The sequence below is a fragment of the Agromyces albus genome (assembly GCF_030815405.1).
Taxonomy (GTDB): Bacteria; Actinomycetota; Actinomycetes; order Actinomycetales; family Microbacteriaceae; genus Agromyces; species Agromyces albus_A.
The window spans coordinates 538,672-557,152 of the sequence record NZ_JAUSWX010000001.1; the positions used below are offsets into that span (position 1 = coordinate 538,672).

At 68.3% G+C, this 18,481-nt stretch carries 25 protein-coding genes and 1 pseudogene; 17 read left to right on the forward strand and 9 right to left on the reverse strand.

Annotated elements, in window-relative coordinates; translation table 11 throughout:
* Window positions 1-34: 34 nt before the first annotated feature.
* The 5 genes and pseudogenes from QFZ29_RS20350 to QFZ29_RS02430 all read left to right on the forward strand — a co-directional run.
* Window positions 35-547 (forward strand): annotated as a pseudogene (locus QFZ29_RS20350) (SDR family NAD(P)-dependent oxidoreductase); the annotation flags it as partial.
* Between the two features lie 52 nt (window positions 548-599).
* The gene (locus tag QFZ29_RS02415) at window positions 600-821 is read left to right on the forward strand and encodes a hypothetical protein (RefSeq protein WP_306892653.1); all 222 of its coding nucleotides are present in this window, start codon (window positions 600-602) and stop codon (window positions 819-821) included.
* A gap of 88 nt (window positions 822-909) precedes the next feature.
* Window positions 910-2,112 (forward strand): MFS transporter, encoded by a 1,203-nt coding sequence (locus QFZ29_RS02420; RefSeq protein WP_306892654.1) that lies wholly within the window; start codon window positions 910-912, stop codon window positions 2,110-2,112.
* A 47-nt stretch (window positions 2,113-2,159) separates the two neighbouring features.
* The gene (locus QFZ29_RS02425) at window positions 2,160-2,633 is read left to right on the forward strand and encodes an SRPBCC family protein (protein ID WP_306896574.1); all 474 of its coding nucleotides are present in this window, start codon (window positions 2,160-2,162) and stop codon (window positions 2,631-2,633) included.
* Complete coding sequence (locus QFZ29_RS02430) at window positions 2,630-2,947, forward strand: ArsR/SmtB family transcription factor (protein WP_306892655.1); 318 nt, start codon at window positions 2,630-2,632, stop codon at window positions 2,945-2,947. Before QFZ29_RS02425 ends, QFZ29_RS02430 begins: the two co-directional genes overlap by 4 nt.
* Before the next feature lie 86 nt (window positions 2,948-3,033).
* On the opposite strand, the gene QFZ29_RS02435 is transcribed toward QFZ29_RS02430, so the two are convergent.
* Window positions 3,034-3,336 (reverse strand): hypothetical protein, encoded by a 303-nt coding sequence (locus QFZ29_RS02435; protein WP_306892657.1) that lies wholly within the window; start codon window positions 3,334-3,336, stop codon window positions 3,034-3,036.
* A 138-nt stretch (window positions 3,337-3,474) separates the two neighbouring features.
* Window positions 3,475-3,927 carry an Lrp/AsnC family transcriptional regulator gene (locus QFZ29_RS02440; RefSeq protein ID WP_306892659.1) on the reverse strand — a complete coding sequence of 151 codons (453 nt, stop codon included), beginning with the start codon at window positions 3,925-3,927 and terminating at the stop codon, window positions 3,475-3,477.
* A gap of 109 nt (window positions 3,928-4,036) precedes the next feature.
* Here QFZ29_RS02440 and QFZ29_RS02445 point away from each other — a divergent pair, with 109 nt between their 5' ends.
* Window positions 4,037-4,684 carry a LysE family translocator gene (locus tag QFZ29_RS02445; RefSeq protein WP_306892660.1) on the forward strand — a complete coding sequence of 216 codons (648 nt, stop codon included), beginning with the start codon at window positions 4,037-4,039 and terminating at the stop codon, window positions 4,682-4,684.
* A 93-nt stretch (window positions 4,685-4,777) separates the two neighbouring features.
* Window positions 4,778-5,257 carry a cupin domain-containing protein gene (locus QFZ29_RS02450; RefSeq protein ID WP_306892661.1) on the forward strand — a complete coding sequence of 160 codons (480 nt, stop codon included), beginning with the start codon at window positions 4,778-4,780 and terminating at the stop codon, window positions 5,255-5,257.
* Window positions 5,258-5,320: 63 nt separating this feature from the next.
* Here the strand turns inward: QFZ29_RS02450 and QFZ29_RS02455 are convergent, their stop codons facing one another.
* Window positions 5,321-5,806 carry an SRPBCC domain-containing protein gene (locus tag QFZ29_RS02455; protein ID WP_306892662.1) on the reverse strand — a complete coding sequence of 162 codons (486 nt, stop codon included), beginning with the start codon at window positions 5,804-5,806 and terminating at the stop codon, window positions 5,321-5,323.
* Between the two features lie 101 nt (window positions 5,807-5,907).
* On the opposite strand from QFZ29_RS02455, the gene QFZ29_RS02460 reads away from it, so the two are divergent.
* The 5 genes from QFZ29_RS02460 to QFZ29_RS02480 all read left to right on the forward strand — a co-directional run bounded on the left by QFZ29_RS02460 (window position 5,908) and on the right by QFZ29_RS02480 (window position 8,523).
* Window positions 5,908-6,390 carry a recombinase family protein gene (locus tag QFZ29_RS02460; protein ID WP_306892663.1) on the forward strand — a complete coding sequence of 161 codons (483 nt, stop codon included), beginning with the start codon at window positions 5,908-5,910 and terminating at the stop codon, window positions 6,388-6,390.
* A 30-nt stretch (window positions 6,391-6,420) separates the two neighbouring features.
* Window positions 6,421-7,290 (forward strand): alpha/beta fold hydrolase, encoded by an 870-nt coding sequence (locus tag QFZ29_RS02465; protein WP_306892664.1) that lies wholly within the window; start codon window positions 6,421-6,423, stop codon window positions 7,288-7,290.
* Between the two features lie 54 nt (window positions 7,291-7,344).
* Entirely contained in the window at window positions 7,345-7,884 is a 540-nt protein-coding gene (locus QFZ29_RS02470; RefSeq protein WP_306892665.1) for a dihydrofolate reductase family protein, read from the forward strand.
* Between the two features lie 70 nt (window positions 7,885-7,954).
* Window positions 7,955-8,194 carry a hypothetical protein gene (locus tag QFZ29_RS02475; RefSeq protein WP_306892666.1) on the forward strand — a complete coding sequence of 80 codons (240 nt, stop codon included), beginning with the start codon at window positions 7,955-7,957 and terminating at the stop codon, window positions 8,192-8,194.
* On the forward strand, window positions 8,188-8,523 hold the full coding sequence (locus tag QFZ29_RS02480) for a type II toxin-antitoxin system PemK/MazF family toxin (protein WP_306892667.1): 336 nt from the start codon (window positions 8,188-8,190) through the stop codon (window positions 8,521-8,523). The genes QFZ29_RS02475 and QFZ29_RS02480 overlap by 7 nt, the downstream gene beginning before the upstream one ends.
* 45 nt (window positions 8,524-8,568) lie before the next feature.
* Here QFZ29_RS02480 and QFZ29_RS02485 read toward each other — a convergent pair whose 3' ends face one another.
* From QFZ29_RS02485 to QFZ29_RS02510, 6 genes are all read right to left on the reverse strand, one after another.
* On the reverse strand, window positions 8,569-9,156 hold the full coding sequence (locus QFZ29_RS02485; RefSeq protein WP_306892668.1) for a hypothetical protein: 588 nt from the start codon (window positions 9,154-9,156) through the stop codon (window positions 8,569-8,571).
* 59 nt (window positions 9,157-9,215) lie between these two features.
* Window positions 9,216-9,398, reverse strand: coding sequence for a hypothetical protein (locus QFZ29_RS02490; RefSeq protein ID WP_306892669.1), 183 nt, complete (start codon window positions 9,396-9,398; stop codon window positions 9,216-9,218).
* Between the two features lie 83 nt (window positions 9,399-9,481).
* On the reverse strand, window positions 9,482-10,714 hold the full coding sequence (locus QFZ29_RS02495) for an RNA polymerase sigma factor (RefSeq protein ID WP_306892670.1): 1,233 nt from the start codon (window positions 10,712-10,714) through the stop codon (window positions 9,482-9,484).
* Entirely contained in the window at window positions 10,711-11,040 is a 330-nt protein-coding gene (locus tag QFZ29_RS02500) for a YciI family protein (RefSeq protein WP_306892671.1), read from the reverse strand. The genes QFZ29_RS02495 and QFZ29_RS02500 overlap by 4 nt, the downstream gene beginning before the upstream one ends.
* 50 nt (window positions 11,041-11,090) lie before the next feature.
* A complete protein-coding gene (locus QFZ29_RS02505; RefSeq protein WP_306892672.1) occupies window positions 11,091-11,696 on the reverse strand; it encodes a dihydrofolate reductase family protein in 606 nt (201 codons plus the stop codon).
* 146 nt (window positions 11,697-11,842) lie between these two features.
* On the reverse strand, window positions 11,843-13,195 hold the full coding sequence (locus QFZ29_RS02510) for a low temperature requirement protein A (RefSeq protein ID WP_306892673.1): 1,353 nt from the start codon (window positions 13,193-13,195) through the stop codon (window positions 11,843-11,845).
* 153 nt (window positions 13,196-13,348) lie between these two features.
* Between QFZ29_RS02510 and QFZ29_RS02515 the strand changes: the two genes are divergently transcribed.
* The 5 genes from QFZ29_RS02515 to QFZ29_RS02535 all read left to right on the forward strand — a co-directional run bounded on the left by QFZ29_RS02515 (window position 13,349) and on the right by QFZ29_RS02535 (window position 18,432).
* A complete protein-coding gene (locus QFZ29_RS02515) occupies window positions 13,349-14,143 on the forward strand; it encodes an SDR family NAD(P)-dependent oxidoreductase (protein ID WP_306892674.1) in 795 nt (264 codons plus the stop codon).
* 109 nt (window positions 14,144-14,252) lie between these two features.
* A complete protein-coding gene (locus QFZ29_RS02520; protein WP_306892675.1) occupies window positions 14,253-15,047 on the forward strand; it encodes a bestrophin-like domain in 795 nt (264 codons plus the stop codon).
* A 49-nt stretch (window positions 15,048-15,096) separates the two neighbouring features.
* Window positions 15,097-15,447, forward strand: coding sequence for a metallopeptidase family protein (locus tag QFZ29_RS02525; RefSeq protein ID WP_306892677.1), 351 nt, complete (start codon window positions 15,097-15,099; stop codon window positions 15,445-15,447).
* A 114-nt stretch (window positions 15,448-15,561) separates the two neighbouring features.
* Window positions 15,562-17,034 (forward strand): GH32 C-terminal domain-containing protein, encoded by a 1,473-nt coding sequence (locus QFZ29_RS02530; RefSeq protein WP_306896576.1) that lies wholly within the window; start codon window positions 15,562-15,564, stop codon window positions 17,032-17,034.
* A gap of 51 nt (window positions 17,035-17,085) precedes the next feature.
* Window positions 17,086-18,432 carry an ABC transporter substrate-binding protein gene (locus QFZ29_RS02535; protein ID WP_306892678.1) on the forward strand — a complete coding sequence of 449 codons (1,347 nt, stop codon included), beginning with the start codon at window positions 17,086-17,088 and terminating at the stop codon, window positions 18,430-18,432.
* The last annotated feature ends 49 nt before the right edge of the window (window positions 18,433-18,481 follow it).

Below are 18,481 nucleotides of genomic sequence, written 5' to 3' on the forward strand. Positions count from 1 at the left end.
GTCTGCATCTTCGACGAAAGGAAAACCGATGATGATGCTCGAGAACAAGGTCGCAGTCGTCTACGGGGGCGGAGGTTCGATCGGCGGCGCCGTCGCGCGTGCCTTCGCCGAGGAAGGGGCCGAGGTCTTCCTCACCGGGCGCCTGCTGGCGCCCGTCGACGCGGTCGCTGCCGACATCGTGGCAGCAGGCGGATCAGCGGATGCCGCGCAGGTCGACGCCCTCGACGAGCGCGCGATCGATGCGCACCTGCAGTCCGTGATCGAACGAACGGGCAGGGTCGACGTCTCGTTCAATGCGGTGGGCATCCCGGATGCCGGAGTCGTCGGCGTGCCGCTCCTGGAGGCCGACCTCGAACGGTTCCTGCTGCCGATCGAGGCGTACACGCGGTCGTACTTCCTCACGGCGCGCCTCGCTGCGAGACGCATGGTCGTGGCCGGATCGGGGGTCATCATGCGCGTCACGACCCTGCACTCGCGCACCGGAATCCCGCTCGTGGGCGGCTACGGCGCGGCGATGGCGGCCATGGAGGCGCTCACCCGGCAGCTCTCGGCGGAGCTTGCGCCCCGAGGCATCCGTGCTCGGAATGCGGCCGCAGGCCATGCCCGAGTCCAGCACGATCAGGGAGGCCTTCGAGCCGCGCGCCGCGGCCACCGGGCTGACCTGGGAGCAATGGGAGGAGCTGCTCGCCAGCAGGACGCACCCGCGGCGACTCATGACGCTCGACGAGATGGCCGGCGTGGCGGCCTTCCTCGCCTCCGACCGGGCCAGCGGGCTGATGGGCACCATCGTCAATCTCACGATGGGCAATCTCGACGACTGAGCGGGCCCGCGGCGCAGGTGCAACCTAGGGGTTGCAGTCTGTCTCATGATCTGCAACTATGGGGTTGCAGCAATCGAGGGAGTGAGACATGACCGAAATCCGCCGCACATCGTCCCGCCCGACGCTCGTGCTCGCCGTGCTCTTCGCCGGCGCGTTCGTGATGGGCTGCGCCGAGATGCTCGTCGTGGGCCTGATCGACCTGATCGCCGCCGACCTGTCGGTCTCGGTGCCGGCCGCGGGTGCGCTCGTCACGGCCAATGCTCTGGGGCTGGCGATGGGCGGCCCGCTGCTGACGTTCCTGACGACGCGATTCGATCGGCGACGCGTGCTGCTCGCCACGATGGTCGCCTTCGTGCTGGCGAACCTCCTGCCGGCGTTCGGCGCCGACTATTCGATCTTCCTCGCCGCGCGCGTCGTCATCGGCGCGGCGCAGGGGCTGTTCATCGCGGCCGCGATGGTGATGGCGACCACGATCGTGCCGCCCGAGCGTGCCGGCCGCGCGATGGCCGTGGTCATCACCGGCTTCGCGTCGGCAAGTGCGCTGGGCCTGCCGCTGGGCACGTTGCTCGGGCAGGCGGTCGGCTGGCGCGGATCGTTCACGGCGGTCGTCGCGGTCGCGCTGGCGCTCCTGATCATCGCCGCGCGAGTGCTCCCCTCGGTGCCGACGCCGCCCGAGAGCGGCGCCGTCGGCCAGGCGCGGTTCGCCTTCGCCCCACGCGTCATCGCCGTGCTCGGCCTCGCGGCACTGATCTTCGTGGCCATCCAGTCGGCACTGACCTATGTCGTGCCATTCCTCGCCGAGGTGACGGATGTCTCCGGGCCGGTCGTCGGCGCGTACCTGCTGGCCTACGGCATCGCCACCACGGTCGGCTCGTTCGTCGGCGGACGCTTCGCCGACGCGAGCGCCACGCGCGCCCTGGTCGTCGGCGCATCCGGCGTGACGGTCTCGCTCGTCGTGCTCTTCAGTTTCGGCGGCAGTCCGCTCGTCGTCGCCATCGCGGTGTTCGGCATCGGACTGTTCGGCATGGCAACCGGGCCGTCGCTCCAGCACCGCGTCGTGAGCCTCGCCGGGCCGGGCGCACCGCTCGCAGCCTCGCTGCCGGCATCCGCTGTCAACGCCGGAATCGCCGGCGGCGCGTTCGCCGGGGGAGTGGCGATCGACCTCAACGGCATCACCGCAGCCGTACTGACCGGCGCTGTCGTCGCGGCGATCTCGATCGCCGTCGCGTGGGCGACCGGATTCCTGAAGCCCGCGGCAGTCGCCGCACCAGAACCTGTTGCAACCCATTAGCTGCAGGCATCCATCGAAAATCCATTGAAAGGAAGATCATTGTGACCATGATCGAAAACCAGGCCTCCGTCATCGACGCCGACACGTTCACCGTTCGGCGCACGATCCGCATCGCCGCACCCATCGAGAAGGTGTGGACCGCCGTCACCGAACCCGCGCACATCTCCAAGTGGTTCGGGCAGACCGTGCTCAATGGAACGGGCGCCGGGGCACTCGGCACCATCACGTTCCCCGACTACGGCTCCGTGCCGCTGCGGGTCGAGGCGGTGGATGCCCCGCGCATGGTCTCGTACCGCTGGGGCAACGACGATGCCGCCGATCAGCGGCCCGACGGGATCGACGAGGAGCACTCGACGGTCTTCACCTTCACGCTCGAGTCGGTGCCCGACGGCACCCAGCTCACCGTCGTGGAGACCGGGTTCGACCGCACCACCGACCCGGCCGCGAACATGGCGAGCCACGGCGAGGGCTGGGTCTCCGAACTCGACAAGCTCGTCGCCCTGCTGGAGGGCGACGCGTGACCACGGGAACGCTGGTCCCGGTGTTCGCCGCACTCGGTGACGAGACCCGGTGGAGCATCCTGGCTGCACTCGGCGAGGGCGACGCGTCGGCGTCGGCCCTCGCCGGGCGCCTCCCGGTCACCCGCCAGGCGATCGCGAAGCACCTCGCCGTGCTGCAGGAGGTGGGCCTCGTCGAACCCATCCGGGTCGGGCGCGAGGTGCAATACCGCGTGATCGGGTCGCACCTGAGCGACACCGCCCGTCGGCTCGAGGCCATCGGGGCCGAATGGGACCGCCGCCTCGCGACGATCAAGGAGATCGCCGAGGGGCTCTAGCGAGCGGATGCCGCGTCGCACCGTCGCGCCGGCCACACGGTGGCGGACTGACGTACCCCAAGAGCGTTGGGAACGCCACGAGCGGCTCACGCGTTCGTGCGCATCCGCCCGCGCAAGAACGGAAGCGCCGGTGCCCGGTACACGAGCGCCGGCGGATCATGCGGTTCGAGGGCGAACTCGGCACGGCCGAAGCGCCATAACCGGTTGAACAGGAACACCCCGACGACCACCGTCTCGTCTGCCGGCACTTGCCAGGTGCCGATTCCCCACTGGGCCGGCTGACCTCGCCCGGCGATCACGAGCGTCGGCTTGATTCGGGCATGGAGCGCAAACCATGGCTTGCGCAGCGTCAGTTGGATGCGGCGGGCCGCCTCGTCGTCAGAGTGCATCGGGAGTTCGACGGCTCGAGCACGAACTCGCCCTGATCAGGGTCGGTTGTCCGCTCAAGCCGCACTGCCTTTCGTGGTTCGCTCCGGCTAAGGGTAGTCGTTGCCCCGGGCACGTGACACCGCGGGCGGCATCCGGCCTCAGATCGGCAGCGGGCGGTCGTCGACGATCGCCTTCATGACCAGGGTCGACTCGACGCGGCGAACGCCGGGCAGCGCAGAGAGGCGTTCGTCCCACAGCCGTTGATACGCAGGAAGGTCGGGCACAGCGACCCGCAGCAGGTAGTCGGGGTCGCCGAAGAGTCGCAGCGCCTGGATCACCTCGGGGATCTCGGCCACCGCGGCGTCGAAGGCGGGGATGGTCGCGCGGTTCGCCTGCTCCATCGTGACGAACACCAGGGCTCCGAAACCGAGCCCGACCACCTCGGGGTCGATGACGGCCCGGTACCCGGTGATGGCTCCGGATGTCTCGAGCGCATGGAGCCGACGGTGGGTCGGCGACATGCTCAGCTGCACGCGCGCGGCGAGCTCGGTGAGGCTGAGCCGGCCGTCTTGCTGCAGCTCGGCAAGGATTTTCCGGTCAGTGGCGTCCATGGGGTGAATCATTCCACGAGAGAGGCCTCTGGTGGGGAAACTTGGAAGCCTATTCTGCCCGTTCTTGCCTATGTTCGTCGTATCGAACGAAGGCTGAAGGTGGTGCAGGATGAACACGGAGTTGCTGCTCGCGTGCTGGGGCATGATGACGCTCATGGTGTTGGTTCCCGGCCCTGATTGGGCCTACATCATCGACGCGGGCACTCGGGATCGCACCATCGCGCCGGCGCTCGCGGGGATCCTCGTCGGATATCTCGTGGCGGTGACGGCGGTTGCGGTCGGCGTCGGTGCCGCGGTGGCGGCCCTGCCGTGGGTGCTCGTCGTGTTGACGTTCGCTGCGGCGGCATACCTGTCGTACCTCGGCATCCGAGTGCTCAGGCAACCGCCGGCTCTCGTCGCAGGCGATGCGGCATCCGGGTCCGACGTGGCAGCCGCCCCTCGGCCGTGGCTGCGACTCGCACAAGGCGCCGGCGTCAGCGGACTGAACCCGAAAGGGCTTCTGGTGCTGGTCGTGCTGCTGCCGCAGTTCACGGATGCCGCCGGCTCCTGGCCGCTTCCGTTGCAGCTCGCCGTGCTTGGCCTCATCTTCGTCGGGAGTTGCGCGCTCGTCTATTCCGTCGTGGGCATGAGTGCGCGGGCAGTGCTCAGATTCCGGCCGTCGGCCATGCGCATCATCTCGCGCGTCTCGGGTGGCGCGATGATCGTGCTTGCGGTCGCCCTCGTCGGCGAACAGGTCTCGCACTTCGCCAGTGCGTGACGAGGTCTCCCACGCGCTCGCCGTGCGCAAGCCCTTGTACGACGGCGCGGGTTGTTCGAGGATCGTGACGCCGAACCGAAAGGACTGCGACTCATGAAGATCACCGACAACGGACCCGAGCCGAATGTGTTCGACATCGAGACCGCGACGAGGGAGAACGCCAACTATCGCACGGTCGCGTGGAGCGGCAAGTACCTGCAGGTGACGCTCATGTCGATCCCGGTGGGGGAGTCGATCGGTCTCGAGGTGCATCCCGAGACCGACCAGTTCCTGCGCCTCGACGCCGGACGAGGGCGAGCGAAGATGGGCCCGTCGAAAGACGAGTTGACCTTCCAGCAGGATGTCGCCGACGGCTGGAGCATCCAGGTGCCGGCCGGTACGTGGCACGACGTCGAGAACACCGGCGATGAGCCGATGCGGCTCTACGCCGTGTACGCGCCGGTGCACCACGCGCCCGGCCTGGTGCAGCAGACGGCGGATGAGGCGAAGCGAGACGAGGAGTCGGGCGCCGACGAGCCGCCGCCGTGGAGCGTCGAGCCCGAGGGCGGCCAGCCCGAAGACGAGCACGCCTGATCAGGTCGCTCAGTCAGCCTCGCCGTCGCGCTCGAGCTGAGCGTCGAACCAGGACCTATCGAACTACACAGCCACCTCGGTGGCGAGTACCGCGGCGAGCCCGTTCAACTGAAGTCGAGCGCTGCCTTCGAGGTGGGCGACGTCATGGGCGCTGTTGTCGGTGAGCTCGAGGAAGGTGTATTGCTCCGTCCACTCGAGCCGGGTGCCGTCCCGATCGGGCGCGAGGATGATCGTCCGTAGCGCGGCCCAACGCACCACGCCGTCGAGCCGGAGGGCGTAGCTCAGCACGATCCGCTCGTCGGGCACGATGTCCCAGAAGGTCGAGGCGTACTCGATGTGCTCTTCGGCTTCAATTGGTGCGAACACAGCGGTCGCGACCTCGCTCCCGCCGTTGCGGAAATCCAGGTGGTACGTCTGACGGGCTGGGTCGCCTGGCTGACGGAACCACTTGCGGCGTATCTCTGGTTCCGCGAACGCGGCAAAGACCTGCGACGGGGGGACGTCGAGCCGAACGGAGTGGGTGAAGGAACCTCGAAGTGGCGCAGACACGGCGTCAGCCTACCGTCCACCGTGCGCGGCGAGCCCGTGTGCGATGCGCGGTCCACCCCGATCGGGGTGAGAATGGAAGGCGACGCGCGAAGGGGCACAGCATGAGTGAGCTGACGACAGATTCGACGAAGGATACACCGGGGCCGACGCCGGCACCGGGTACCTCGCGCTCACCGCATGGTCCCGGCCACCACGTCCTCGGTTGCCCCGAGTGCTTCGAGGAGCTGCAGCGCAACCGCGACTGGTGGAAGGCGCGCCCCGAGGGCTCGCGTCTCGTAGGGCTCGTCGTCGCGCGTGACGACATGCCGTCGGTCGTCGAGCAGCGGAACGACCTGGCGGCCTTCGGCGTCGCGATCCTCGACTTCAAGCACCCCGCGGCAGAGGCGCCCGAGACCTGGGAGCAGCGGCTCGGCCGGTTGTTCGACACGCTGCGAGCCGGCGACGTGCTCGTGGTGGCGAACGAGCGCGCACTCGGCCGCGATCGCGACGAGGTCACGCGCACGATCCGAACCCTGCGGCGGCACAACCTCGTCGTGAAGGTCCTGAACCACGGTGCGCCGCACCTGGAGGATGCAAGCGGCTGAGTCCGGCACGAACCCATGAGCGGAGCACGGATGTCGCGAGCCGAGGTCCGATCGTTGCGCGTTGCACGTCCCGACGGTGCTGTGATCGCTGCCGAGGTGATCGGGTCGGCGGAGCATCCGTTCGTCCTGCTCGTCGCCGGAGGCGAGTCCTCGATGGACTGGTGGCGGCCCGAGTTCTGCGACCTGATCGCGGATCGCAGGCTGTGCGTGGTGCGCTACGACCAGCGCGGCATGGGCGAGACGACGCTCGGGCCGCCCGGCACGCGGCTCGACGGGCTGTCGGTCGCCGTCGACGACGCGATCGCGGTGCTCGACGCCGCCGGTGCGAGCGACGCGAACTGGGTGGGCTTCTCGGCGGGAGGATGGGTCGCCCAGCTCGCGGCGCTCGACCACCCCGAGCGGGTTCGCGCGCTCACCCTGGTGTCGACCAGCCCGACGATGTTCGAGGCAGATCCCGACCTGCCTGGTGCGGTCGCGCTCATTCAGCAGGCATGGGCGAACCCGCTGCCCGAGCCCGACTGGAGCGACCCGAACGCCGTGATCGAATACCTCGTCGACACCGACCGCGACTACGCGGGCTACGAGTTCGATGAGGTGCACGATCGCGCGATCTGGACCGACACGGTTCGCCGGTCGCCCGGCATGCACCGCGACGAGGGCGGTCCGGAGGTCATGGAGGATGCCCCGCGCTGGCGCGAGCGCCTCGGCGAGCTCCGGGTGCCGACGACGGTGGTGCACGGCACGGCCGACCCGGTCTTCCCGATCGGGAACGGGGAGGCGCTCGCGGGCGACATCCCCGAGGCTCGGTTCGTGGCGTTACCCGGCGGGGGGCACGAGCTGCCCCCGGCGGCGTGGGGTGCGGTCGTGGAGGCGGTGGCGGCCACGCGTTCGTCGGCATGACGGCGCAGAGCGCTGCCCGTGACATCCGGCGTTCAAGGGGGCATGCTGGGCCGCATGGGCAAGGTGACGATCTCATTCGAAATGACGCTCGACGGGGTGTTCGACCAGATGGAGCACTGGTTCGACGTCGACGATCCGCAGCTGGTGCGCCACTCCGACGAGCTGGTCTTCGGGGCCGACGCGGTGCTGCTCGGCCGGAAGAGCTACGAGTTCTTCCGCGAGTACTGGCCCGCGCAGACCGATGACCGTGGTTTCGCCGCGCACTACAACGCACTCCCGAAGTACGTCGCGTCGACGACGCTGTCTGGCCCGCTCGACTGGAATGCGACCCTCATCGAGGGCGACGTCGCCGAGGCGGTGAGACGCCTGCGCGACCAGTACGACTCGATCATCTCGCACGGCTACGGCGGCCTGGCCGCCACGCTCGTCGACGCCGGGCTGGTCGACGAGATCCACGCCGGCATCCATCCGTTCCTGGTGGGCAACGCCGAGGACCGGCTGCGCACGCCGCTCCCGGTCGGCCTGCGACTGCTCGCCGTGCAGACCTACGAGTCGGGCACCATCGCCGCCAGGTACGCGCCGACGTCATCCTGACGCTGGCAGTAGCCCCTTGGGTAGCCCTGAAGGTATACTCGGTGGTATGTCTGGTTCGACGACCATCAAGGTGCCGCGCGCGCTGCGTGATCGGCTGGCCCGCCGCGCGGAACGCGAGCATGTGCCGCTCGCGCAAGTGATCGAGCGCGCGCTCGACGAGAACGAGGACCGGGAGTTCTGGGCGCGAGTGCACCGCGAGAACGCGCAGCTCTCGACGTCTGAACGTCAGGTATACGTGGGCGGCAGCACGCTTGGTGACGATCTCGACGATGCGGGCGACGATGCGCTGAGCGAGCGCGGCGAGTGGTGAATCGGGGCGAGATCTTCCTCGCTGATCTCGGCGACCCGATCGGCCACGAGCAGGCGCTGAGCCGCCCTGTCGTCGTTGTCAGCGCGCAACCCTGGCTCGACTCCGAACCTCCGGTACTGACCGTGCTGCCGATCACGCGCACCTTTCGGGGCCGATCGACCCACGTCGAGATCGAGCCTGGCTCATCGGGGCTTCGAGCGACGAGCTACATCAAGTGCGAAGACATCCGAGCGATCTCGCCGCGGCGACTGGGCCGGCGTTTCGGCGCCGCAGACGCAATGGTGCTCATTCAAGTGGAGTTGATCCTGCGTCGCCTGCTCGCGTTGTAGGTGCGGGCCGTAGATACCACAGGCGACCAGGTGAGATGGCGTGAATCAGGCCGGGTCGATCCGCAGCACCGTCGCAGACTCGCCGACGGTGAGGTCGTCGATGACGCGGATGCTGCGCGCGAGCGCGTCGACGGCCCCGATGACGGTGCCGAACCGCTCGCGATCGCTGCACACGGCCGTCACACTCACGAAGTGCGAGCCGAGATCCCAGGTGTACGTGGCGAACGGCGGGCGACCGCCCGGCGGAAGCGGCATGGCGAGCTTCTCACCGACGCCGAGGTAAGTGCCGCGGAACTCCTCGCTGTCGTTGTACTCGATCGGCATCGATGCTCGGGCGATCCGCAATTCCGGTGTCGCGGCCTGCACCTGGGCCATCACCGTGAGCAGATCAGGCTCCGCCTTCCAGACCCAGACGAGTACCCGGCCCGCCGCTTTGCGCATCAGGAGCGGAACAGCCTGACTCAACGCCCAAGCGGCGAAACCGCGCCCGCTCGACGGCGCCGCGTCGGGGCCCTTCGCCTGCGACAGCAGCATTCCGATCGCCGCCTTGCGGTGGCGGCGACCGCGGAATCCGAGGGAATCCGTAACGGGCACCCACTTGGATCGATCGGGCTCTGCGTGAAGTCGGGGCACGGTTCCACCCTACGAGTCGGCGCCACCTCCTCCGCAGCGGACCTCGAGGAGGCTTGTGGCTACTCGTCGGGGATCTCGGTGATCGCGACCTGCTCCCAATTGCCCGGGCCGACACGGAGGCCGTTGCCGATCTCGATCCAGCCGCCTGGGCTGGCGGTAGCGACGGCGTTCCGAATGTAGGCGAGGTCGGCTTCGGTGACCTCGACGACGACGCCGTCGAGTTCGAGGTTGTAGTTGACCATTCCTCGACGGTATCCCCGTCTCGGGACGTTCAGGGTGCACTATGACCAGACTGGTACTGCGAAACCCTCGCTGCGGTCGGCGCTCAGCCGAGTTCGTCGCGACGGCGTGAAAGGTAGGCGGTCTCGGCGGTGTTGCCCGCGAGAGCGATGGCCCTGTCGTAAGCCGCGTGCGACTCCTCGCGGCGCTCCAGCCTGCGCAGCAGCTCGGCGCGAGTGGCGTGGAAGGCGTGATACCCGTGCAGCGCGTCACCGAAGCGATCGATGATCGCCAACGCGACATCCGCACCATCGAGTTCTGCGACCGCGATGGCGCGGTTGAGGGCGACGATCGGCGAGGGGTCGAGGCGCACCAGCTGGTCGTAGAGGGCGACGACCTGCGACCAGTCGGTGTCGCGGGCGTCTCGCGCGTCGGTGTGCACGGCGTTGATCGCGGCAAGCAGCTGGTAGCGACCGGGAGCGGCGCCGGAATCCAGGCGCTCGCGCACCAGCCGATGCCCCTCCTCGATCAGCGCAGCATCCCAGGCGCCGCGGTCCTGCTCGGCGAGGGGGACGAGCTCGCCCTCCGCTGAGACGCGGGCCGGGCGACGCGCCTCGGTGAGCAGCATCAGCGCCAGCAGACCGGCCACCTCACCGTCGTCGGGGAGCAGCTCACGGATCAGACGCGTCAGCCGGATCGCCTCGGCGGTCAGGTCGGCACGCACGGGATCGGTGTCGGGGCCGGTCGCGAGGTAGCCCTCGTTGAAGACGAGGAACAGCACGGCGAGCACGCCCGTGATGCGCGCCGGCAGATCCGACGTCGACGGCACTCGATAGGGGATGCCGGCGGCCGCGATCTTGCCCTTCGCGCGGGTGATCCGCTGCCCGATTGCGCTCTCCTGGACGAGGAAGCCGCGCGCGATCTCGGGCACGGTCAGGCCTCCGACGAGGCGCAGCGTCAGCGCCATCCGTGCCTCCATCGCCAAAGCGGGGTGACAGCAGGTGAAGATGAGCCGAAGTCGGTCGTCGTCGATGGCGCCGAGCGGCTCGGGCGGGGCGTCATCCGTCAGCATCAGAGCCTCCCGGTGCTTGTCAGTCCGCTTGTTCTCGCGCCGGATCCGGTCGATCGCCTTGCGATTGGCGGTCGTGGTGAGCCACGCGCCGGGGTTGGGCGGCACGCCGTCGGCCGGCCACCGCTCGACCGCGGTCGCGAATGCCTCGGCTGCCGCCTCCTCGGCGATGTCGAGGTCGCCGAAGCGTTTGGCGAGTGAGGCGACCACCCGGGCCCACTCCTCATGGTGGGCACGGGTGATCGCCGCGTGCGCGTCGATCGGGCTCACTTGACCAGGATCGGTCGCACCTCGAGCCGACGGTTGCAGGCCTTCGACCCATCGGCCATGAGCTCGAGCGCGACGTCGAGGTCGGGAGCGTCGATGATCCAGAAGCCGGCCATGTGCTCCTTCGACTCGATGAAGGGCCCGTCGGTGAACACCGGCTCCTCGCCTCGGCTGTCGATGACCGTCGACGTGCTGGGGTCGGCGAGGCCGGCCGCGAACACCCAGTGGCCACCCGCGCGGAGCCGGTCGTTGAACTCGTCGATCGCCCGCGCCTCTTCCGCGGTGCCGGAGTTGGACTTGTCGTGGATCACGGAAACGAGGTACTGCATCTCACACCTCCAGGATGTGGTTCACGGACATACTGCACGAGTGCTGCCTGCTACGCATACTGCGGGCGCCCACCCGGCCGGTAGGTCTGCACCGTGATGCCCGTCGGGAACGTGCGCGATTCCACCAGTTCGAGGGCGACGTCCCTGCCCGCGTCGGGGAACAGCCGCTTGCCCCCGCCGACGACTACGGGGAAGACGATCAGCGTCATCTCGTCGACGAGTTCGCGTTCGAGCAGCCAGCGGATGAGCTGGCCGCTTCCATGCACCTGCAGCTCGCCGCCCGGCTTGCCCTTCAGCTCGCGGATGGCCGACTCGACGTCTCCGGAGAGCACGGTCGTGTCGGCCCACTGCGGGTCGGTGATCGTGTTCGATGCGACGAACTTCGGGCGCGAGTTCAGGGAGCTCACGAACGGATCGTCGACGTCGTCTTTGCGCACCCCGCCCCAGTAACCGGCGAAGAGCTCATACGTGCGCCGCCCGAACAGGAACGCGTCGGCGCGCTGGTAGAACTCGCCGATGTAGCCGGTCGACTCCTCGTCGCCGAGCGGCAGCGCCCACCCGCCTCGGTCGAATCCGGGGTCGAACTCCGGATTGTTCCCACCGTTCGCCTGCATCACGCCGTCGACCGTGATCTGGGTGTTGGTGATCAGCTTCATGATCGTGGTCCCTTCTCAGGGTGCCCCTCGCGGGCAACCTCTCACCCTTGCTACGAACGGCGTTGCCGCGATCCGACAGCACGGGCGAAAAATCCCCTCGATCTCCGCAGCTCGACGACGTGTCACCGAAACAACGTCCCTCGACATCACATGTCGGCGCCGTCGGCGCCGTCGGCGCCGTCGCCGCTCGGGCGGCGCTGCAGGTTTCGCTCCACAGCGCGAAGGGTGTGCGAGTAGCCGACGATCTCGTGCCCCACCACTTCGACGACGCACGAGAGCGACACGAGCGCGATCACCGTGACGAGTGCGGCGAGGTGGGCGTCTTCCTCGAGGTCGATGGGCGTACTCGGATCGATCACGACGGCGACGACGATCGCGGCCGCGAGCGGAACCAGCGTGCTCGCGAAAAGGGGGAGGTGCGTGAGATCGAAGGAGCGGAGCAGCACGCTCCAGATCAGGAAGACGAGGATGACGACGCATCCGACCGGCACGGCGAGCGCGAGCGTGATCTGCAGTAGTGACAGTTCCTGGTGCTCGACCCCTTCTGCGGCGACGCGGAGGCCGGCGCCGACCGCAGCGATCGCACCGAAGAGCGGCAGGTGGGCGTAGCGCCACGGGAAGGTGCGCTCCGGCCACTGCGTCAGGATCGTGCGCGTGGGAATGAGGTAGTACGCCCACCAGAGCCCTGCCGCGATGACGAGCCCGGCCGCGGCGATCACGACCGCGCCGACCGACCATCCCTGCTCGCTCACGAGCACGCCGACGGCGGCCACCGTCGCGGCGACCACTTCGCCCACGGTGATGAGCGTGAGCAGGCCGAACCGCTCGGCGATGTGCCCGGCATTCCACGGGGCGCGCCCGAATCGGCGCTCGATGACGATGGGCGCGATCAGCTCGGCCGCGGCGAGCACGACGAGGAACGCGACGGTGGCCCCGAAGGACAGGCCGGGAAGCACGGACAGGGCCCACCCGACCTGCGCGATCGCGATCACCACGGCGTACGCGATCGAGGTGCGCCGACGGCCCGGATCCTCCCGTGCGGCCCGAAGCCACAGCACCACGAGCGGCACGCGCATGATGATGTAGCCCACGACGAGCAGCCCGTTGTTGGGGCTCTGCCCGTGCGCGGCATCCTCGAAGCTCACCGGCAACCCGAACGTGAGGATGACGACGCCGACCATCTGCACGACGGTCGCGACGCGGAATAGCGCATCGTCGTTCCCATACGCGGAGGAGAACCATGTGAAGTTCAGCCACGCCCAGGTGACGGCGAAGATCGCGAAGGTGTACGCACCCAGCCCCGCGCCTACCTCGCCCGCGATGATGGCGCGCGCGAGCTCATCGGCCGCAAACGCGAACGCGATGACGTACACGAGGTCGTAGAGCAGCTCGAGCGGCGTGACGCCGCGGTCGCGTTCGTCGGGATCCCGGCCAGTCATCGGCCGCAGCCGATGCCAGAGGTCGTCCCTCAACCGCGATGCCAAGTCCGTCGTCGTCATGGGATTATCATGCGCCGCACATCGCCTGCTGTCAGCGTCCGCCGTGACTCTCGCCTCAGAGCAGCAAGGAATTGCAACCTATCGGTTGCACTCGGTACCTCGATCTGCAACCATAAGATTGCACTGGTCGATGACGGGAATGGAGGCGGCGTGATGCTGCTGGAGAACAAGGTGGCCGTGATCCACGGCGGTGGCGGTTCGATCGGAGCCGCGGCGGCGCGCGTGTTCGCCCGCGAAGGGGCACGGCTCTTCCTCGCGGGGAGGAGCCTGCCGCGGCTCGAGGCTGCGGCATCCGTCGCCAGAGCCGAGAGGGCGGATGTCTCGATCGCCGTCGTCGACGCGATGGACCAAGCTGCGGTCGACCGGCACGTCGATGAGGTGGCGGATGCCGCCGGCCGCATCGACATCGCCCTGAACACGGTGGGATTCGACCACGTGCAGGGCCTGCCGATCGCCGAGACGTCGCTCGAGGACTACCTGCACCCCGTGGTCGGGTACCTGCAGACGAACTTCGTGACCGCGAAGGCCGCGTCGCGGCACATGATCGCGCAGGGGAGTGGCGTGATCCTCACGATCTCGACGCCCGGTGCGCGACTCACCGGTCGCGGGCTCATCGGCAACGCGGCCCAGTCGGCTGCGCTCGAGGGATTCTCGCGAGCGCTCGCCGGCGAGCTCGGGCCCGATGGGGTACGGGTGGTCTGCGTGCGCCCGCACGCGATGTCGGATGCCCTCGCGACCTCGTACACGGGCGAGATGTTCGGCCGCATCGCCGACGCCAGCGGGACCCCCCGGGATGAGTGGCTCACCGGCTTGGTGGGCATGACACTGCTCGGCCGGCTTCCGGTGCTCGACGAGGTCGCGGAGTACCTCGCGTTCGCGGCATCCGATCGTGCACGCTCGATGACCGGGGCGATCGCGAACCTTTCGGCGGGGGCGCTCGTCGACTGAGCGCCGAGGCGACCCCAGCTGGGGGATGGTGCGCGACGGGGCGGCATCCGTAGGCTGAACGCACCCATGGGCACGAAGCTGCGTCCTTCGCCGGGGTGGGGGAGCGACCATGCTGGACTGGTTCTACGACACGAGCATCCTGATCACGCTGCCGTTGTTCGTGGGCGGGTTCGTGGTGGTCTCCTGCCTGATCGTGGTCGCGCTGCGTCGGGTCGTGCTGCGGCTCGTCACCGATACGAAGGAGTGGGACCGCGCCCTCGGCCACGCGATCGGCACCTTCGGCGTGTTCTTCGGCATCCTGCTCGCCCTCGTCGCGGTGTCGGTCTACGAGAACTTCGCCTACACACGCCAGGTCACGATCGAGGAGGCGGGTCGGGTCGGCGCGCTCTATCGCGCGACCACCGGCTTGCCCGACGAGCTCGGCGACCGGATGCGGCAGGTACTCGACGAGTACATGCACTCGGTCATCGAGGTCGACTTCCCCGCCCAGGCGTCGGGGATCCTCCCCGGAGCCAGCGACGCCCAGGTCGACGAGTTCGAGCGGCTCCTGCACACCGTCGAGGCCGAAACCCGTAGTGATCAGGCGCAATTCGAGCAGGCGCTCGCCACATTCGATGACTTCATCGAATCTCGGCGAGCGAGGATCGACGCCACCGCCCTCGCCCTGCCGCCGCTCTTCTGGCTCGTCATCTGGGTCGGAGCCGCCGTCAATGCGGTGCTGATCGCGTTCATTCACGTGACGAACCCGCGCCTGCACATCCTCATGGCGGGCCTGCTCGCGCTGTTCATCGGCCTCGTCATCTTCGTCACGGCCGACATGGACCACCCCTACGCCGGGGAGATCTCGATCGGCCCGGGGGCGTACGAGCGGGTGCTCGAACAGATCATCGACGCGCGGGAGTAGCGCAACCGCCTGTGCCTGTGCGTGCTCGGCGAGCGGGCACAATTGGGACATGGTCGAGATCTCCGATGACGACTTCGAGCGCCTGGTCGCCGAGGTGTTCGACGCGCTCCCCGACGACATGGTCCGTGGGGTCGAGAATGTCGGCATCATGGTCGCGAATCAGCCGCTGGGGGAGCGGCCGCGGCTGTTCGGGCAGTACCGCGGGCATCCGCTGACCACGCGCGGGGTCTACGGCTTCGGGGAGCTTCCCGATCGGATCACGCTGTACAAGAACAACCTGCAGGAGCACAGTGCCGATCTCGACGCGCTGCGTGCGCGGGTCCGCATCACGCTCGTGCACGAGATCGGTCACTACTTCGGGCTCGACGATGCTCGGCTCCACGAGCTCGGCTGGGCTTAGGCGCCGACCCACCTCGACGCGGCACTGCGAGTGACCGCAAGTTGATTAACCGCTTGACCAACCCCTCAAGGTGCGTATATCGTCTGCGTAACCGATTAACCAATGAAGGTGATGATGGACCAGCGAGGGTTTTACCAGCCGAACGGCGCGTGGGTCGGAGACGTGATCCCGTGGCAGGAGGACGGGGTGTTCCACCTCTTCTACCTGCACGAGACACGCCAAATGCCGAAGGATGGGATGCCGTGGCGGCGCGTCATGACCGAGAACCTCGTCGACTTCCGCGAGACAGGCGAGGCCATCTCTTCGGGAGGGCCGTCGGCCGCTGACTTCAACGTCTACACCGGCAGCATCGTGCTCGCGGGCGATGGCACGCACCACGCCTTCTACACCGGACAGAACCCGGTGAAGACCGGTGACGACGGACTGCCGCTGCAGGTGGTCATGCACGCGACGAGCGATGACGGAATGCGTTCTTGGCAGCGGCATCCGTCGTACACCTTCGGAGCGACCGCCGGCTACGAGAGCGCTGACTGGCGCGACCCGTTCGTCTTCTGGGACGAAGACGCGCAGATCTGGCGGATGCTCATCACGGCGCGTCACGCTGACGGCCCCGCTCGACGCAGGGGAGTCATCGCGCAGTGCACTTCGCGCGACCTCAAGCGCTGGGAGCCGGCTCCGCCGTTCTGGGACCCGCGTCGCTACCTCGCGCACGAATGCCCCGAGGTGTTCAAGTGGGGCGAGTGGTGGTATCTCGTCTTCTCCGAGTTCAGCGACGCCTTCACGACGCGATACCGGATGTCTCGCAGCCTGCACGGGCCATGGATCGTGCCGGAGTACGACACGATCGACGGACGCGCCTTCTACGCGGCGAAGTCGGCTGCCCGCGATGGGCGGCGGCTGTTCTTCGGATGGATCGCGTCGCGCGAGGGCGCTCACGACGCCGGCGCCTGGCAGTGGGCCGGCACGATGTCCGTGCTCGAGGCCGAACAGCGCCACGACGGCACCTTGGCCTTCCACCCAGCCGACGAGCTCCGCGACACGTTCTCACGGCCCGGCGAGGCGATCGCGAGCGGCACCACGCTGCACGCCCCCGACGGACACCGCGATGTGCTGACGCTCCAGGATGCCCCGTCATCGTTCCGGCTCCGCGCCCGTCTCGAGATCGACGAGGGCACGAGCGAATGCGGGGTGCTCCTGCGAGCGAGCGCCGATGGCGATGAGGGCTACGTGTTGCGGCTCGAGCCGAAGCGCGGGCGTCTGGTCTTCGACCGGTGGCCGCGCCAGTCGACGGGCAGCGAGCAATGGCAGATCTCGGGCGACGTGCCCTTCGCCGTCGAACTCGAACGACCCTGTCGGCTCGACGCCGGCGAGCACGAGCTCGAGGTCATCGTCGACGGCGATCTGTGCGTTGCCACGGTCGACAACGCGACCGTCTTGAGCACTCGGCTCTACGACCGCCAGAGCGGCCGGCTCGGCGTCTTCGTCGGTGAGGGCACCGTCACCGTCACGGAGTTCTCCGTCTTCGCTCGCGACGAGGTCGAGGTCACCCCGCTCGATGCGGCCGACGACCTCGTCGCCGCGACCTAGCACTCCACTCCACCCGCAATCCAGCCCGAAGATCAATCAAAGGAGATTCCGATGTCCACCACGAAGCGCAGACGAGCGTTCCTCGCCGCTGCCGCCACCGCAGCCGCCGCAGCCCTCCTGCTCACGGGCTGTGCCGGCGCATCGAGCAGCGCCGACCCGACCGATGTCGACCCCGACGGCGAGATCGTGCCCCGCGAGATCTCCTGGCTGCTCTCACGGCCGGCCGACGGTGGAGTGATCACGGCCATGGAGCAGATTGCCGAGGAGTACGCAGACGAGCACCCCGGCTTCTCGCTGAACCTCATCACCACGCCCGACCGGCCGTCGTACATCCAGAAGTACGAGACGCTCGCGGCCGCGAACAAGCTGCCCGAACTCTTCGACACAGATGCCACGCCCTTCGCGCAGAAGCTCGCCGGGCACAATCGCATGGTCGATGTCGAGGTGCTGCTCGACGACCTCGGGCTCGCAGACGAGTATCGGGATGCCGCGCTGAACTACCAGCGCTTCGACGACGGTTCGCTGTACATGGTGCCGTTCGAGTTCCAGCTCGAGTTCTTCTGGTACAACTCGGCGCTCTTCGCTGACGCCGGCGTGGAGGTCCCGGTGACGCTCGACGACTTCCCGGCGATGTGCGAGGCACTCCGCGCCAAGGGCATCACCCCCATCGCCCTCGACGGGCAGGATCAGTGGCCGCTCGAGCGGTACATGGCGTACTACCCGTTCCGGATGGCCGGGCCCGAGTACGTCCAGGACCTCAAGAACGGTGACGCCGCATTCGCCGACCCCGCGGGCAAGGCGGCCGCCGAGTGGCTGTATGAACTCGGACAGGCAAGATGCTTCCAAGAGGGCTTCTCCTCGACGGGCTACGCAGATGCCCAGGCGCTCTTCACCTCGGGCAACGCCGCCGTCTACAACATCGGCACGTGGGAGCTCAATAACCTCGCCACGGACGCGCTCGATCCCAGCGTGCGCGACTCGGTCGACTATTTCACGCTGCCGACCATCGACGGTGCGGTGACCGAGGACAACGAGTTCGTCACGCCGTCCGGCATCGGCATGGCGGTGAACGCGCGCACCTACGACCCGCTCGTGCGCGACTTCCTCGCATTCGCGCTCGAGCGCTACCCCGAGGTCTACGCGGCCACCGGAGCGCTCTCGCCGACGACGAACGTCGAGACCACCATCCCCGACAACGCGACCGAGCTGTACTCTCGCGCCGTCGAGCAGGCGAACGAGGTCGGCGACAAGATCGCGATGCCGTGGGACACGCAGCTCGACCCGGCGACGAACACGCGACTCCAGCAGGAGCTGACCCTGCTGGTGCAGGGCGACATCACGCCCGACGAGTTCATCGAGACGATGGATGCCGCCCTTGCGGAGAACAGCCATGGCTGAGTCGGTACCAATCGGAGTGGGTGCGGCGACGCCGCGCCCGCTCCGGCCG